At 66.6% G+C, this 15,913-nt stretch carries 13 protein-coding genes; 4 read left to right on the forward strand and 9 right to left on the reverse strand.

Annotated features, from left to right (window positions below):
- The first annotated feature begins 59 nt into the window (after positions 1 to 59).
- The 4 genes from Y958_RS16245 (at position 60) to Y958_RS31465 (ending at position 3,968) form a co-directional block, all read left to right on the forward strand.
- On the forward strand, positions 60 to 1,604 hold the full coding sequence (locus tag Y958_RS16245; protein ID WP_088873067.1) for a lipopolysaccharide biosynthesis protein: 1,545 nt from the start codon (positions 60 to 62) through the stop codon (positions 1,602 to 1,604).
- On the forward strand, positions 1,601 to 2,434 hold the full coding sequence (locus tag Y958_RS16250) for an FkbM family methyltransferase (protein WP_088873068.1): 834 nt from the start codon (positions 1,601 to 1,603) through the stop codon (positions 2,432 to 2,434). The genes Y958_RS16245 and Y958_RS16250 overlap by 4 nt, the downstream gene beginning before the upstream one ends.
- 71 nt (positions 2,435 to 2,505) lie before the next feature.
- Positions 2,506 to 3,462: a hypothetical protein gene (locus Y958_RS16255; protein WP_088873069.1), complete on the forward strand. Its 957-nt coding sequence runs from the start codon at positions 2,506 to 2,508 to the stop codon at positions 3,460 to 3,462.
- A gap of 2 nt (positions 3,463 to 3,464) precedes the next feature.
- Positions 3,465 to 3,968, forward strand: a complete 504-nt coding sequence (locus Y958_RS31465; RefSeq protein WP_145727575.1) for a hypothetical protein — start codon at positions 3,465 to 3,467, stop codon at positions 3,966 to 3,968.
- Between the two features lie 87 nt (positions 3,969 to 4,055).
- On the opposite strand, the gene Y958_RS16260 is transcribed toward Y958_RS31465, so the two are convergent.
- The 9 genes from Y958_RS16260 to Y958_RS16300 form a co-directional block, all read right to left on the reverse strand.
- The gene (locus Y958_RS16260; RefSeq protein ID WP_088873070.1) at positions 4,056 to 4,304 is read right to left on the reverse strand and encodes a hypothetical protein; all 249 of its coding nucleotides are present in this window, start codon (positions 4,302 to 4,304) and stop codon (positions 4,056 to 4,058) included.
- 26 nt (positions 4,305 to 4,330) lie between these two features.
- Entirely contained in the window at positions 4,331 to 5,761 is a 1,431-nt protein-coding gene (locus Y958_RS16265) for a hypothetical protein (RefSeq protein ID WP_145727574.1), read from the reverse strand.
- Positions 5,762 to 5,821: 60 nt separating this feature from the next.
- On the reverse strand, positions 5,822 to 7,246 hold the full coding sequence (locus Y958_RS16270; protein ID WP_088873072.1) for a hypothetical protein: 1,425 nt from the start codon (positions 7,244 to 7,246) through the stop codon (positions 5,822 to 5,824).
- A complete protein-coding gene (locus Y958_RS16275; protein WP_088873073.1) occupies positions 7,243 to 8,442 on the reverse strand; it encodes a glycosyltransferase in 1,200 nt (399 codons plus the stop codon). Before Y958_RS16275 ends, Y958_RS16270 begins: the two co-directional genes overlap by 4 nt.
- 171 nt (positions 8,443 to 8,613) lie before the next feature.
- Positions 8,614 to 10,125 (reverse strand): undecaprenyl-phosphate glucose phosphotransferase, encoded by a 1,512-nt coding sequence (locus tag Y958_RS16280; RefSeq protein WP_088873074.1) that lies wholly within the window; start codon positions 10,123 to 10,125, stop codon positions 8,614 to 8,616.
- 183 nt (positions 10,126 to 10,308) lie between these two features.
- A complete protein-coding gene (locus Y958_RS16285) occupies positions 10,309 to 11,571 on the reverse strand; it encodes a glycosyltransferase (protein ID WP_186291437.1) in 1,263 nt (420 codons plus the stop codon).
- The gene (locus tag Y958_RS16290; protein WP_186291438.1) at positions 11,561 to 12,832 is read right to left on the reverse strand and encodes a glycosyltransferase family 4 protein; all 1,272 of its coding nucleotides are present in this window, start codon (positions 12,830 to 12,832) and stop codon (positions 11,561 to 11,563) included. The genes Y958_RS16285 and Y958_RS16290 overlap by 11 nt, the downstream gene beginning before the upstream one ends.
- A 103-nt stretch (positions 12,833 to 12,935) precedes the next feature.
- Entirely contained in the window at positions 12,936 to 15,227 is a 2,292-nt protein-coding gene (locus Y958_RS16295; RefSeq protein ID WP_088873077.1) for a GumC family protein, read from the reverse strand.
- The gene (locus Y958_RS16300) at positions 15,227 to 15,904 is read right to left on the reverse strand and encodes a polysaccharide biosynthesis/export family protein (protein ID WP_088873078.1); all 678 of its coding nucleotides are present in this window, start codon (positions 15,902 to 15,904) and stop codon (positions 15,227 to 15,229) included. Before Y958_RS16300 ends, Y958_RS16295 begins: the two co-directional genes overlap by 1 nt.
- Between the last annotated feature and the right edge of the window lie 9 nt (positions 15,905 to 15,913).

Here is a 15,913-nt window from a genome sequence, read left to right on the forward strand (position 1 = left end):
CATTGGTTCCACCCCAACAACGGCGGTCTGTACTTCAGGGCCGCCGGTGAGAGGTGTTAATGCGTGATCGGAACGGCGATCTGAATACCGCCCACCTGATCGGTGACATCGGCCGCCGGGCGACCCGCGGGGGCACGGTCATGCTGGGGGCCCAGGTGGTGAAGCTGGTGGCCCAGTTCGGATCCGTCATCGTGCTGGCGCGCGTGCTGGCGCCGGAGGAATTCGGCCTCATCGCCATGGTCGGCGCCATGACCGCCCTGTTCGAGATCGTGAAGGAACTGGGCCTGTCCGCTGCCACCATGCAGAAGACGGACATCACCCACGAACAGGTCAGCGCCCTGTTCTGGATCAACACCGGCGCCGGCTGCCTCATCGCCGCCTGCCTGGCCCTGGGCGCGCCCGCCATCGCCCGCTTCTACGGGCAACCCGACCTGGAAGCGGTCACCCGCTGGCTGGCCCTGGGCTTCGTCATGAGCGGCGCCACAGTCCAGCATTGGGCCCTGCTGCGCCGGCAGATGCGTTTCTCCGCCATCGCCATCGCCGAAACGGGCAGTGAGCTGATGGCCTTCGTCGTCGCCGTGGTCCTGGCCTTTCAGGGCTGGGGCCACTGGGCCCTGGTGGCGCAACGCCTGGCCGCCCCGCTGCTGGTCATGACCGGCTGCTGGTTGTTGTGCCGATGGCGACCATCGCTGCCCCGGCGGACGCCGGGCATACCGGAGCTGCTGGGCTTCGGCCTGTCGGTCTCGGGATGCGGTATCCTGGCCACCCTGGCCCGCAGCATCGATCAGATCCTGGTGGGGCGATTGTTCGGCGCCGCGACCCTGGGGCTATACGAACGCGCCGCGCGTCTGGTGCTGGTGCCCATCAACAGCATCAACGCGCCGCTCTATTCCGTGGCCATGCCGGCCCTCAGCCGCCTGGTGGATGAGCCGCAGCGCTTCCGCCGGGCGTTCGGTGTCCTGATAGAGCGGGTGGCCATGGTCACCATGCCGGCCGCCGCCGGTGCCGCCGTGGCCTCCGACTGGGTGACCAACCTGCTGTTCGGCCCGAAGTGGGAGGCGATGTCCCCCCTCATCACCTGTTTCGCCCTGGTGGCCGCGGTGCAGCCGACGCTGATGACGGCCGGCCTGATCTACCTGCCCCAGGGACGGTCGCGCGACCTGCTGCGCTCCACCGCCATCGACGTGGCCCTGGCCATCGCCTCCTTCGTCGCCGGCATCCCCTATGGCGCCGTGGGTGTGGCGGGGGCCTATGCCGCCATCGGCCTGGTCATACGTTTGCCGGTTTGCTTCTACCTGGCGGCGGGGCAGGGGCCGGTGACCCAGCGCGATCTATACCTGCGTATCACGCCCTCGGTGGTGGCATCGCTGGCCGTGGCCGGCGTCGTCTGGATCTTGAGGAACGGCGTGATGCCTGAGAGCCTGCTGGCGGCGCCCTTGGTGGCCCTGGCGGTGGCCGCGGTGGTGGGCATGCTCACCGCCGGGGTCGCCTTCCTGCTGATGCGGCCAAGCCGGGAGGCCATGACCAGCGTGGTCCGGTCCCTGTTCACCCGGCACCCGCCGCAGCCGGTAACGACGACCTTCGCCGAGGAGGTGGCTGAATGATCCCCGGTGCGCTGAGGCGCGGCGCGAAGCAACTGGTTCGCACCGTCTGTCCCACGCCGATGATGCTGTGGCTTGAACACAAGTATTTCGAGCATTTCGGTGAAGCCGAAATCCGCCTGGTACGCCATCTTTGCGAGCCCGGGCGCGACGCCATCGACGTGGGCGCCAACGAAGGCTGCTACATCCACTTCATGCGGCCCCATGCCCGGCGCGTGTACGCCTTCGAGCCGGTGCCCTGGCTGGCGGAGCGTCTGGCGGCCAAGTTCGGTGACGACGTGGTGGTTTACCCCACGGCCCTGTCGCAAACCTCGGGCATGGCGCAGCTGCATATCCCCGTGGTGGCGGGACAGCCGGAAACCGGCTTGTCCACCCTGTCGCCCACAGCGCTGGCCGACCAGCCGGCGCAACGCGAGCTGAAGGTGACCTCCTCCCCCCTCGACGCCGTCTATTCCGGCGACGTCGCCTTCATCAAGATCGACGTAGAGGGGCATGAGGAGGCGGTGCTGGAAGGCAGCCGGGAAACCATCGCCCGTTCCCGTCCCCGCATTCTGGTGGAGATCGAGGAGCGGCACGCCCGCGGTTCCATCGACCGCATTGCCCGCTTCTTCGATGCCATCGATTACCAGGGCTATTTCCTCTATCACAACAAGCTGCGTACCCTGGACGACTTCGACGTGGCCACCATGCAGCGGCCGGAAGACATTCAGGACTACCGCCCCGGCCTGGCCCGCAGCCAGTTCGCCGACTATGTGAACAACTTCCTGTTCCTGCCCCGCCAGGAATCCCCCGGCACCCTGGCCAACATCGCGGCCGAGCTGGCGCAGGAGTAGGGCTTCCCGCACAGCTTGACTAGAACAAAGAAAGAACATATGTTGCTCTTCCAACAACAGGGAGAGCGATTATGGACGGCTGGCAGCGTCGATACCGCCTGAACAACGGCCCCGGTGGCCTGGGTGTCAGTTGCACGGCCGAGGGCTTGGCCCTGGCCGGCGTCCCCCTGCTGGCCAAGGGCGCCGGCGGCTTCCAGGCCCGCCCGGCGGCGGAGGTGGCGGTGCTGCTGACGCGCGCCTACGCCGGCGCTGAGCCGAACGCAGCCATTCTGCCCGGTCTTACCAAGATCGCCGACGCGCTGAACCGGGGCGACCTGGCCCAGGCCATGATCCGCGCCGTGCATTTGCGCCTGCCCGAGCTGGACTGGGACGCCGCCGTCCGCCTGGCGCGGGCCAACGACAACCTGGCGAAGTACAGCCCTGACCAGGCGCGGGACGATCATGGGCGCTGGACGGATGAGGGCGGGGCATCGCCGGAACCCGTCAAGGTTAAGCAGATGGGGGCCGGGGGTGCGCCGAATAAGTCTTCCATCCTACCCGAAGACAAGAACTCGCAAAATACGCGAAAAGTATGCGGGCAATATCCTATATATGAAAATAGGATACTTAGTCAGGCTGACGCCAAGAAGATGTTCGATGAAGAATTGGGGAATATGTTGAGGGCTGGCCTTATTTCAAAACAAGATTTTGATAGGTTTTCCTTTGTTCCGTGGTTCGCGGCGACTACGAGGAAAATGAATGATCCGTTGCTATCAGGATCAATGCGGGCGGCCCTTTCGCAAGCCAACGGATTGACGGGTGGATTCGTCGCCGGTGGGCTAACCGACCCGCGAACCAATACGTCGAAGATTTATATGTCTGCAGCCGCTGGCGCCGTAATACCAGGGCTGGGAAAGACTGATGCTAGACGGACTATGCAGTATGTGCTTCGGCACGAGTTATTTCATCAGCAGCACGGTGGAACCTGTGCGGGTGATGAAGAATGCTGCGCCGACGCTTTCGCAATTGCTAACATGCCGGAGAAGTGATTGTGAAAAACTTGACAATAATTTCGATTAAGATGGCGGCCAATTTGATTGGCGCGGCGTCGTTTCTGGCGGTTATATTAATAATATATAAGATATACACTCCATCAATCGGGGTTTTTGTGGATGATGCAGATGCGGCCGCTGCTGTGTTGGTGCGTGAATACTTAAAAGAAGAGACGGGAGACTTTTATGTCTCAATCAATGGGCACGATATTGACGAAAAGACTAGAAATTCCATTGCGAATAACAATCTCATACTGCGCAATTTGAGCGAACTTCCGGAATGTAACGTATCTGATGATCGGAAGCAGGATCCATCATGCGAAGAAAAGAAAATCCTCCGTGCGGAATTTAAAGATGAGCCGATAGAAGATGTCGCGCTGGTAGATTTTACGAAGAATTTAAGTGGCGGTGGAGGTATCGTCGTGAAAATTGCGGGTAGATGGCTTCTGTTGAAAAGCCATATGAATTATTGTTCATTAGAAACTAAAATAATTGAAGATTAATTGTATGCACACACTGTACAGAGATAGTTATCCCATGACATTTGCCCCTGTGTGAAGAACCTCCTGTCCGGCCCTTTGCCAGCCGGCCTAAGCGGACACCTTCGGCGCCCGGGGGACCTTATCAGCTATCGTGGCGGACAGGGCGTAGGCCGCCCGCATCATGGCGGCCGCGGCCAGCAGGTCCGATGGGCTGGGCGGCAGGTCGATGATGCCGCTGGCGATTTCGAACGGTGATAGGGATGCTTCCGCCACGGCGGTTGGCGCCACGGCGGTGGTCGCGACCCCCGGAAAGTCTGGATCGGTGGCGGGGGAGGGGGCGTCGGGCCAGAGGTCCATGGGGGGGCTCCCTCTTTCGGGTTGGATTAGTGCAGGGCCGCCAGGGGCGGGATGGTGGGCGGGGCGGGCGGCAGGGCCGCAGCCGGCAGGATCACGGGCGGCTCCAGCGGGGCGGGGACGGGAGCCTCCGCCGCGCGCTTGGCCCGGGCGTGCAGCACGCTGCAGGCACCGATCAGGAACAGCACGGTCCAGGTCTTGGGGCTGACATAGGCGCCGGACGCCTGGCCCAGCACCGCCCAGGAAAGCCAGCACATCAGCACGGCGCGCACGCCCAGGGCGCGCAGCCAGCCGCTGATGGCCAGGATCATGACGATGCCGCCGCACAGGCCCAGATAGACCCAGTGCAGGAAGAAGTAGTTGATCAGCACCTCGTTGGGTTCGGGGATGTTCCACAGCGGGCTGAAGGCGCCGGAACGCAGGAAGACGTCGGCGATGTTGTCGCTGACCAGCTGCTCGCCCGTCAGGCCAACGCCCAGGATGGGGTGGTGCTTCACCACGTCCACCGCCACCAGGAAGGGGCCGATGACGCGGTAGAAGAAGCTCTCGTCGTTGCCAGAGGCGATCTCGTGCAGGCGGTTGGCGTAGACCGTGCTGCCCACGATGGCGAAGGCGGTTATGGCCAGGATGCCCACCGCCGCCAGCTTGAGGATGCGGGTGGTGGTGGACTGGCTGGCGTCATCGCTGGGGCCCAACTCGTGCAGCGCCAGCAGCAGCACCAGCAGCAGCAGCGTGGGTCCGGGCATGGCCACCATGGCGGCGGCCGTCATGGCCAGATAGCCCAGGCGCTTGTACTTCCAGTCGCTGGTCAGCAGCCAGGAGAAGGCGAACAGGGTGTAGGCGAAGGTGACGGCCGATGGCTCTGTCGTGAACAGCTTGGGCCGCACGCGGCCGTACAGCATTTCGTCCCGGATGTCGGATTCGTAGATGCCCTGGTGATAGATCGCCAGGCGGACGGCATCGCTGATGCGGTTCAGGCCGGCATAGCTTTCCAGCAGGGTGCCGATGACGATGGTGATGATGAACACCAGCATCAGGCGCGAGAACGCCGCCGCCCCTGCCTCCACCACCGTCAGGAACAGGGCGTAGGAGATGACCAGCGAATACATCATCTGCAGCAGGCCCGTGGTGCGCTTGGACAGCAAATCCAGGCCCGGCGCGTAGAGGATGGAGGCCAGCAGCAGTAAGGTCACGCCCAGGAAGGCCGCCAGTCCGGTGGGAGAGATGCGATGCCGCCGGCGCCACAGCAGGACGACGCCCGCCATGCCGGCGATGGCAGCGGGGAAGGGCACGTTGGGCGTGATCTGGATGGAAAAGCCGGTATAGATGCCCAACAGGAACACCACCAGCAGGACCCAGTCGGTGCGGGCCATGCCCGGTCCGGGCGCGTCCAGGCTCCAGGATCGCTGCGGCGCCCATGCGCCGATATCAGGGGCCGTCCACTGGGTCGCAAGGGTCATCACTCTGCCTCAGGGCTTGGTGGCTACGGTGTCAGGGCCGGTCTTTTCCAGATGCGCCGGCTAGGGTCGGTAACGGGGGCGGCCGTCGCCGCCAATGGCGACCAGCGTGCCCGGCGGATAGGGCCGGGGCGGCGGGGGTGGGGCCGGGATGGGTGCGGATGGCGCCGTCTTACGCTTGTGGGCCTCGGCGTGTAGGATGCTGCAGGCCGCGATCAGCATCAGCACGGTCCAGGTCTTGGGGCTGACATAGGCGCCGGATGCCTGGCCCAGGATAGCCCAGCCCAGCCAGCACAGGGCCAGGGCGTGGACGCCCAGGCTGCGCAGCCAACCGGTGATGGCCAGGATCAGCACCACGCCGCCGCAAATGCCCAGGTAGACCCAGTGCAGCCAGAAGTAATTGGTCATCACCTCCTGCGGGTCCGGGATGGCCCACAGCGGGGAGAAGGCACCGGACCGCAAGAAGACGGTGGCGATGCTGTCGGCGATCATCTGCTCGCCCGTCAGGCCGATGCCCAGGATGGGGTGGTTCTTCAACACCTCCACCGTCACCAGGAAGGGGCCGATGACGCGGTAGAAGAAGCTCTCGTCATCGCCGTTGGCGATGTTGTCCAGGCGGGCGGCGTAGACCGAGCTGGCGATGATGGCGAAGGCGATCAGGGCCAGGGCGGCAACGGCGCCGATCTTGATGAGGCGCACGCTCAGCAGGGTGCGGGCGTGCTCCTCCCCCTTCGGCACCATCTCGTGCAGGCCCAGCAGCAGCAGCATCAGCAGCAGTGTGGGTCCGGGCATGGCCACCATGGCCGCCGCCATCATGGCGAGATAGCCGAAGCGCCTGTATTTCCAGGTGCTGGTCAACAGCCAGCAGAACGAGAACAGGGTGTAGGAGAAGGTGACGGCCGATGGTTCCGAGGTGAACAGCTTGGGCCTTACCTTGCCGTACAGCAGCTCGTCCCGGATGTCGGCATCATAGACGCCGGAGGTGTAGATCTTCTGCCGCACGGCGTCGCTGATGGCGGCCAGGCCGGCATAGGTCTCCAGCAGGGTACCGACAATGATGGTCAGGATGAAGACCAGCATAAGCCGGCAGAAGGCAGCCGGCCCCGCCTCCACCACCGTCAGGAACAGGGCGTAGGAGATGGCCAGCGAATAGATCATCTGCAGCAGGCCGGTGGTGCGCTTGGACAGGAGGTCCAGTCCCGGCGCGTACAGGATGGAGGCCAGCAGCAGCAGGGTCACGCCCAGAAAGGCGGCCAGGCCGGCGGGTGAGATGCGGTGCCGCCGGCGCCACAGCAGGATGACCCCGGTGATGCCGGAAATGGCGGCGGGGAAGGGGACGTTGGGCGTGATCTGGATGGCGAAGCCGGTATAGATGCCCAGCAGGAATCCCACCAGCAACACCCAGTCCACCACCCCCAGCGGCTGGCGTTGCGCGGCGGTGTCTTGGGGAACGGCGCCGTATCCCGCCCATTCTGTCCAGGTCGTCATGCCGCGCTGATGGCCGTCAGCAACTGCGGCCCCCTGCTGGTCCAGTGGAAACTGTCGCGGCAGGCGCGATAGGCCGCATCCTGCAGATTGTTCAGGCGGTCCAGGTCGTCGATGGACTGGACCACGCCCATGGCCAGATCCTCATGCCCCGGGTACAGCAGGATGCTCTCCTCCTGCTCCAGCGGCACGCCGGCCACGGAGCCCTTCAGGGCCAGGATGGGCAGGCGGTTGAAGACGTAGTCCAGGACCTTCAGCTTGAAGCCGCCGCCGTTGCGTTCCGGCACCAGGGCGATGCGGGCCGCGTCCATGTGGCGGCGCACGTCGTCCACCGTGCCGGTGAAGCGGGTGGCCAGGACGCGCTTGCGCATGCTGGCCAGGAAGGTGGCGTCGCCGCTACCCACCACCTCCAGCTCCACGCCGTTGGCGGCGAAGATGGCATCGGCCACACTGATGAACTCTTCCAGGTTCATGCGCTTGGCGATCCAGTCGAAGCTGCCGACGATGACGGCGCGGCGGGGCAGGTCGCGGCTGATGGGCTTCTTCTCGCGCTCCGTCGCGCGGTAGCCTGGGGTCAGCACGGCCATGGCCTTGTCGGGCCAGTGTTCGCGATAGAGGTCGGCGTCGTCGGGGGTGATGGCGGTAATCAGGTCCGCCTCTTTCACGATGGCGCGTTCCAGATGCGTCACCTTGGCGGCATCGAAGCGCATCGCCTGGTGCTTCAGCAGGTTGGATTGGTTGTGCGCCAATTGGGCGCGCAACGATTCCTCGTGGTTGTGCGAGACGTACACCAGCTTGGGCCGGTTGTGGCGGTCGGGGTAGCGGCGCAGGAAGTCCGCCAGCGCCCACCCCGATCCGATGCCGTCCAGCACCACGCTGTCCCAGGATTCCGTCGCCAGCAGGCGGCGCACCCGGGCATGCATGTCCGGTGTACCGCAGCGGTGGGCGATGTTGGGCAGGGGGGACCGCAGGCTGCTCCAGCGTGAACGGGGCTTATGCTCCGCCAAGTGCCAGGCGATGGCGCCGGCGCCGGGCGTCTCGCGCGCGCCATCGGCACGCTTGCCGTCCGGGCGGCTCAGCCCCAGCACCGCCATGTCGGCGCCCGCTTGTGCCAGGCTGCCGATCAGCCCCCCGGAATAGATGAACTGTCCGTTGTGGGGCGGATCGGGGTCGGCCAGCGTGATCCAGAGGCAGCGCATGGGCTACGGTCCCTTCTGTGATGGTCTGCCGCCGGCACCCTCAGGCGCCGGGCGCCGCCATCCGGCGGCTTGGCTTGTCCTCAGTTTCCAGTCCACTGCGTTCCCCGGAAACTTCCGGCGGCCGCAGTCGCGTCCTACAACGGCAAGAGGCACAGCCTCTTGCCGTTGGCGTCAGTAGGCGTTCTTGGTGAAGATGCTGCTGGTGATGGTGCGGGCGATGATTTTCAGGTCGCCCAGCACGGTCCAGGTCTCGATGTAGCGGAGGTCATGCTCCACCCGCTTCACGATGTGCTCCACCGTGCTGGTCTCGCCGCGCCAGCCGCTGACCTGGGCCAGGCCGGTGATGCCGGGCTTCATGCGGTGGCGGCTGTCGTAATGGGCGACGGCGTCGCGGTACAGCAGGCCGCCGGCCTTGGCCGACTGGGCGTGGGGGCGGGGTCCGACGATGGACATCTCGCCCCGCAGCACGTTGATGAACTGCGGCAGCTCATCCAGGCTGGTGCGGCGCAGGATGCGGCCCAGGCGGGTGATGCGGGGATCGTTGCGCTGCGCCAGCTTCTCGGCGTTCGCGTCCGCCATGTGGTGGTACATGGAGCGGAACTTGTACACCTCGATCAACTGGTTGTTATAGCCGTGGCGCTTCTGCTTGAAGAGGACGGGGCCCTTGCTCTCCAGTTTGATGGCCACGGCGATGGCCAGCATGATGGGCGAGATCATAACCAGGATGATGGCGGCCAGCACCCGGTCCTCGACCGTCTTGGCGATGGCCCGCCAGCCGGTCAGCGGGTGGCTCAGCAGGTCCAGCACCGGTGGCTCATCGCCGGCACCTTCGCGCCACCCGCCCCCTTGGCGGTGGATATCCACCTGGTCCAGGCTAATGCCCACGTCCACCGGCGCCAGGCTCAGCTTGGCCAGGGCCGCGGCCAGGGCGTGATTGTCGTCCGACAGCGGCATGGCCAGGATCACCCGGTCCACCCGGCCCTCGCGGATTTCGGTCAGCAGGTCGTCCAAACCGCCCCGAATGGGGTAGCCGACGCAGAAGCGGGCGTGGCTGGCGCGGTTGTCGTCATAGACGCCCACCACATGGCGGTCGTCGCGCGGGTTGGCGCGGTACCGGCGCAGCAGGCGCTGGCCCTCCGGCCCCGTGCCGACGATGGCCACGGCCTGGGTCAGGCGCCCGGCGCGCTGGCAGGTGCCCACGGCCAGGCAGGTCGCCAGGCGGCCCGCCACCAGGGCGCCCAGCGCCAGCAGCGACCAGATGGCCAGCCAGCTGGTCATGGGTGGGTCTAAGGCGCCTAGCAGGTACAGCAGCGCAACGAGGCTACCGGCGGTGGCGGCCCAGGCCAGGGCCAGGGGCAGCAGTCCATCGGTGGGCTTGTACAGGCGGTTCAGCTGCCGCGCGCCGGTCCAGCGCAGGGCGTACATGCCCAGCGCCAGGCCGATGATCAAGACCAGGCCGAACAGGGGACGGGCCACGGTGCCGTCCGCCAGGGCGGAGGCTGCCAAGCCGGTGGCCAGGATGGCCAGGGCGTCGATGGCGGCGACGGTGCCGGTGATCACCTGCGGCGCCAGGGGGCGGCCGTTGCGCAGACGATGGGTGTCCGCCGCGGAAACGGCGACCGCCTGGGTCTCCCGCAGCGTGACAAGGGGGGTGGAAAGGGCTTCGGACAGGGCTGGGGGCATGGGTTGGGTTCCTGAATGCGGCGACCGGTGGCCACGGCCGCCCACGCAGGTGCGACGGTCTGGCCAAGGGTGGCTGATCAACAGCCGAGTTCGCCTAAATCAGGCCACGCTTGACTCAAGAAGTCCTGTGACCAAGCTGGGACCTGCTCGCACCTGCGGCAATTGACCCCGGGAATACTCCGATTAGGGAGCGCCCATCAGGCTGGAGAATATTTCGGAAGCGAAGTTCTGAGGACTCTGATGGCGGATATAATTGGCCGCCGCTTCTTGGTCGAAATAGCTACGAGTGTCGCTTTCCGATATATATTCTATGCCTTTGGAGAGGACTTCGCTGTCGGTCGTATCCAGCGCGAGACCTAGCCTATGGGTACGCGCCAGGCAACCCAGCAGGCCTAAATCCTGGGTGAGCACCGGCTTGCCCGCCTGCGCCGCCCACAGCAGCACGCCGCTGGACCCGACGAAGCGCTGATAGGGGGCCAGCACGACCGACGCCTCCTTGATCAGGGCGTTGATCTCACCGCTGGTCAGGCGGCGGTCCTCCAGGTGGATCCACAGCTCGGGCTGTTCCTGGATCACCTTTTTCAAGGCGGCATACACCCGGTCGCGCAAGGCGGGATCCACCTTGCCGGCGATCATGACGCCCACCTTGGCCGCCGCCTCCGCCGGCAGCTGGCACAATGCGTCCAGCAAGGACAGCACGCCCTTGCGCTCGCTCAAGAATCCGAATAGCAGCAAGGTGACGCGATCGGTGGGCATGCTGTCGGCCAGCGTCCGTTCCTCCGCCGTCTCGTTCACGAAGGGATGGACGGGGTCGACCACCGTGCGCACCTTCCCCCCCTGGCCGTAGTGGTCCTGGGCATAGGTCGGGAAATACGGGTCCAGCGTCAGGACGCGGTGGACCGCGGAATTGCGCAGCATGAGGGGGTAGAGCAGGGCCTTGCGCGCATCGCGCAGCCACTCCTTCAGGCTGGGCTCATAGCTGCCCAGGGCGCGGTAGTGGACGGACGGCCGGAACAGGATGCCGCACAGGCGGCGGCCTCGCGCGCCCAGCGACAACGCCAGGGGCAGGGTCAAATGGTCCAGCGACAGGAAGTGTCCGGCCTCGGACCCCGTGCGCTCCAGATAGCGGCGCATGACCCACCAGCGGGCGAAGCCGCGCACCGGCAGCAGAGGGTGGCGGCACAGCGCCTGCTCCGACGGCTCCAGCGCCAGGACCTGCACGCGGTCCTGGCGGCTGGCGGCGCCGTCGGCCGCCAGCTCGTCATACAGTTCGCGCGCCACGACGAAGGTGACGCTGTAGTCCCGCTTGTCCGCGGCGGCGAAGTGCATCAAGTGCTTCAGCCATTCGCAGGGGTGGCCCTCCGCGTCCGGCTCGAAGATGACGAAGGAGCGGGGGCCGTCGGCCAGGGGTTTGGCCTGGGCCCCTGCTGGGGACTTACTTGGCATAGAGCGCATCCAATCGCCGGACCAATCCCCCCAGGACGTGGGACCGGGAATAGTGCTGTTCCACGAAACGCCGGCCCCGGGCCCCCAGTTCCCGGCGCAGGCCCGCATCCCGCACCAGGCGCAGCACGGCCTCGGTGAAGGCCGCGGTGTCATGGGGCGGCACGCAGATGAAGGCGCCGCTGCGTTCCCGCAGGTGCCACAGGGGGCTGTGCGGGTTCGCCGTGGTCACGAAGGGGCGTCCCACCGCCATGATGTTGAAGATCTTGGACGGAATGGCGAAGGCGGCGGCCTCCGGCTCCTGCGGCACCAGGTGGATGTCGCCCTCGGTCAGGCCCTGGCGCAGCTGGTCCGGGGGAAGCAGGCCGGTGACGCGGACCCGGCGCAGCGCACGGGCGGCGATCTCCTCCTCCAGGGTGGCGCGCATGGCACCGCTGCCTCGCAGGATGATCTCCACGTCGTCGGTCTGGCGCTGCAATTCCTCCGCCATGGACAGGACCTGGCCCAGGCCCTGCTTCAGGCCGAAGTTGCCGCTGTACAGCAGCCGGGCGGCGATCTTGGGCGCCGGGATGATGGCCGGTCCATCGTTGGCCGGCACCTTGGGCGCGTCGGGGTACAGGCGGTCGGTGTCGACCCAGATGGGCACCACCTCGATGTCCTGCGTTACGCCCAAGTTCCGCAGTTGCTCCGCCATGTGGTCCGTCAGCACGACGATCAGGTCCACCCGGTTCAGCACGGTGCGCTCGCACCAGCGCATCGCCTTCACCAGGCCGCCGCTGGACACCATGTTCAGCCCCTGGGCCATGCCGGATTGGATGTCATGGATGATGGCGACATGCCGGCCGTCGCGCTGGCGGACCAGGCAGCCCAGCGCGACGGTAAGGATGGAAGGACAGAGGCTGATGACCAGGGGCTTGGGCCTGAGCCGGCCCGAGGCCCGGGCCCAAAGCCCCGCCAGCAGGAAGCTGGCCTCGGCCAGGATGCGGGCCTTGGCCGACCCCTTGCGGGGGATCATGGCCCGCAGGCGTTCCACCCGCACCCCGTTCAGCACCTCGTGACCGCCCTTGAAGTCCTTGTACTGGGTGAAGATCTCGTTGCCCGGATAATAGGGCAGGCCGGTGAACACCGTGGTCTCGCAGCCCAGCCGGGTCAGCCACTCCGCCAGATCGGCGCACTGCGGGGCAGAGCCGATGAGTTCCGGCGGATAGGCGCGGGTCAAAAGGGCCGCCTGGGGGGAGGGGACGGAGGAAGGAGGAAGATCCATCCCCTTCACCCCCTCTGGCGGCAAGTCACGCAGGGCCTCTCGCTCCATGGGGCTATCCTTAACCGAAGTGGCCCTTAACCGAAGTGGCCTTGACCGGAGTGGCTCAGCCGAAGTGATCGGCCAGGGGGCGGGCATAGTCGTAGTTCAGCGGGCCGTAGCCGTACTGGCGGTAGCGGCGCGGATCGACCCTGGACATGATCACGCCGGTCAGGTCGCACTGCACCTCCACCAACTGGCGCAGGGCCTGCAGGGCGGCGTTGCGGCGGGTATGGTCCCAGCGCACGGTGAACAGCACCTTGTCGACCATCCGCGACATGGCCAGCACCTCGGCCCCCACCAGCACCGGCGCCGTGTCGATCAGCACCAGGTCGTAGTTCTTGGCGAAGGTCTGTAGCAGGACCCGCATCCGGTCGGACGTCAGCATGCGGGTGTCCTTGGACGTCCAGTGGCCGGCGGTGATCAGTTCCAGCCCCGACAGGGTGTCGTGGTGGATGCAGTCGTCCAGCACCACGCTGTCATCGGTCAGCAGCGAGGCCAGGCCGTGCTTGTTCGATACGTTGAACAGCTTGTGCTGCGAGGGAGAGCGCCAGTCGCAATCCACGATCAGGATGCGCCGGCCGTGGCTGGCCAGCAGGCGGCCCAGGGCGGCGATGATGACGCTCTTGCCTTCGCCGGGGGCGGCGGAGGACAGCAGCACCGTGCGGGGGCTGTACTCCATCTCCGACAACTCCAGCGCGATGTGGATTTTGCGCAGCGTCTCGGCGAAGGGGGACACAGGCTCGCGCAGCACCTGGGCGGTGGGCGACTTGCCCTTCACCTCCGGCACCAGGGCCACGACCGGGATGCCCGTGGCGCTTTCGATCTGGCTGCTCTGGCGGAAGGTCTGGTCGGCCTCTTCCATCAGCAGCGCGATCAGCATGCCGGCGACAGCGCCCACCAGGGTGCCCAGCAGCAGGATCAGGGCCTTGGGCGGATAGCTGGCGGACACCGGCGGGGTGGCGCGGGAGATGACGCGGGCGTCGGGCGCCTCCAGCTGCTGGCGGCCGATCAAGCGCTTCTCTTCCGTCAGCATGGTTTCCAGCAGGTGCCGGTTGACGGCGGCGTCGCGCTCCATCGCCTCCAGGTGGATGGCGTTCTGGTTGTCGGAGCCCAGGGAGCCCTTGGCCTCGTTGAAGTCGCGCAGCACGGCAGCGTAGCGGGCGTTGGCCGTGCGGGCCACGTTCTGCAGGCCATTGATGATGCCCTGCATCTCCGCCTTGATCTTGCGCTGGGCGTCGGCGATCTGCGCCTTGGCGTCGGTGACCTGCGGATGCTTGTCGCCGTAGGTGGCGGACAGCTGGGCCAGCCGCTGCTCGGCGGCGGCCTGCTGCTGCTTCAGCGACTGGATCAGCGGGTTGTTCAGCACCTCCGGCACGCTGTCGCCGGTGATGCCCTGGCGCATCAGGTTCTGGGCGTCGTTCAGGTGCGCTTCGGCGTCGGCCTTGGCGGTCTGGGCGGTGATCAGCTGGGTGTTCAGCTCCGTCAGGCGCTGGCCCATGATGCCGGTGCCGTTCTGCTGATCGTACAGGCCGTACTGCTTGCGGTAGTCCTCGATGGCGCGCTCGCTATCATCGACCTGCTTGCGCAGGTCGGCGATGCGGCCCTCCATGTACTCCTCGACGCGGCTGGCGGTGCCGACCTTCACGTCGCGCTGTTCCGCCAGGTAGGCGTCGGCGACGGCGTTGGCGACCAGCGAGGCGGTTTCCGGATCGCGGGTGGTGGCGGATATCTTCAGGACGTCCGACCGGCCGACCGTGGCGATGTCCAGCTTGGACAGCAGGATGTCGACCGTGCGGTTGTTGATCATGGCGGCCGTGCGGGCCTGCTGTTCCGGCGTTTCCGGCGGCTTGGCCTTGGGCTTGGTCAGCCATTCCGCCACGCTGGTGGGCAGCAGCCGGGCCCAGGCCGAGATCTGCGGCGCCGCCGTCTTGGCGTCCGGATTGAATTCCGGATCGTCGTTCAGGTGCAGCCGGTCGACCACCCTCTGGGCCAGCTCGCGCGACTGGGCCACCAGCCCCTCGCTCTGCACCCGCTCGGCGTTGAAGGTCATGGAGGCCATGGTGGGGCCGATGCCTTCCAGCGAAGGCTGGGGCACGCCCACCAGCACCCGGGATTCCGAGGTGTAGCGCGACGGCATGCTCCAGCCGACGATGCCGGCCAGAAGGGCCGTGCCGATGGTGCAGGCCAGCACCAGGCGCCGGTGCGCCCAAATCTTGCGGTAGGTGTCCAGCACGTCCCGCTGCTGTTGCTGCGGCGGGGGCATGTAGACGGGGCGGGGGGCCGGCGGGGCGGCGGTGAGGCGCCGGGGGAGGATGGGACCACCACCCAGGGCGCGGGGCTGCTCGGGCAAAGTCATCAGAAATAGCGCTCCCGGACTGTGATGACGTCGCCGGGTTGGACCGGCGTCGTCGGTTCGGCGTCGACCTGGGTTTTGCTGCCGTCCTTGGCGGTGCGCTGCAGACGGAAGTCGTCGTCACGGGCGCGGTAGGTGAACCCGCCGGCCAGCGCGACGGCGTTCAGGACCGTCATGCCGGAGACGTAGGCGTAGCTGCCGGGGGTTTTGACCTCGCCCAGGATGTAGAAGGGCCGGTAGCTCAGCACTTCCACGCTCACATGGGGGTTCTTGATGTAGTTGGGCGACAGGCTGCCTTCCAGCGTCTTGCCCAGCTGGCCCGCCGTCAGCGAGCCGGCGTGCACCTGGCCCACCAGGGGGAAGGACAGGGTGCCGGTGCCATCGACGGCGTATTCGCCGGACAGATCCTGCTGGCCGAACACGGTGATGCGCACCCGGTCGCCCGGGCCCAGCTGATAGTCGGCGGCGGCGATGCCACCACCCGCACCGGGGCCGGCGGGCGCGCCGGGCATGGGTGCCGGGTCGTTGCTGGCGACGGCACCCCCGGCGGTGGCGTTGGGCGCCGGCGGCTGGCCGGCGTTCTGGGCGTAAGCCGTGTAGGGAAGCGCTAGGGCCCCGGCCACGACGGCCAGGACGGCCAGCCGGGACGGGGATTTGCGGGGGAGGCGGGAAGGCAGCATTCCGGCACC

The sequence above is a fragment of the Nitrospirillum viridazoti CBAmc genome, from assembly GCF_000730165.1.
GTDB classification, from domain to species: Bacteria; Pseudomonadota; Alphaproteobacteria; order Azospirillales; family Azospirillaceae; genus Nitrospirillum; species Nitrospirillum viridazoti.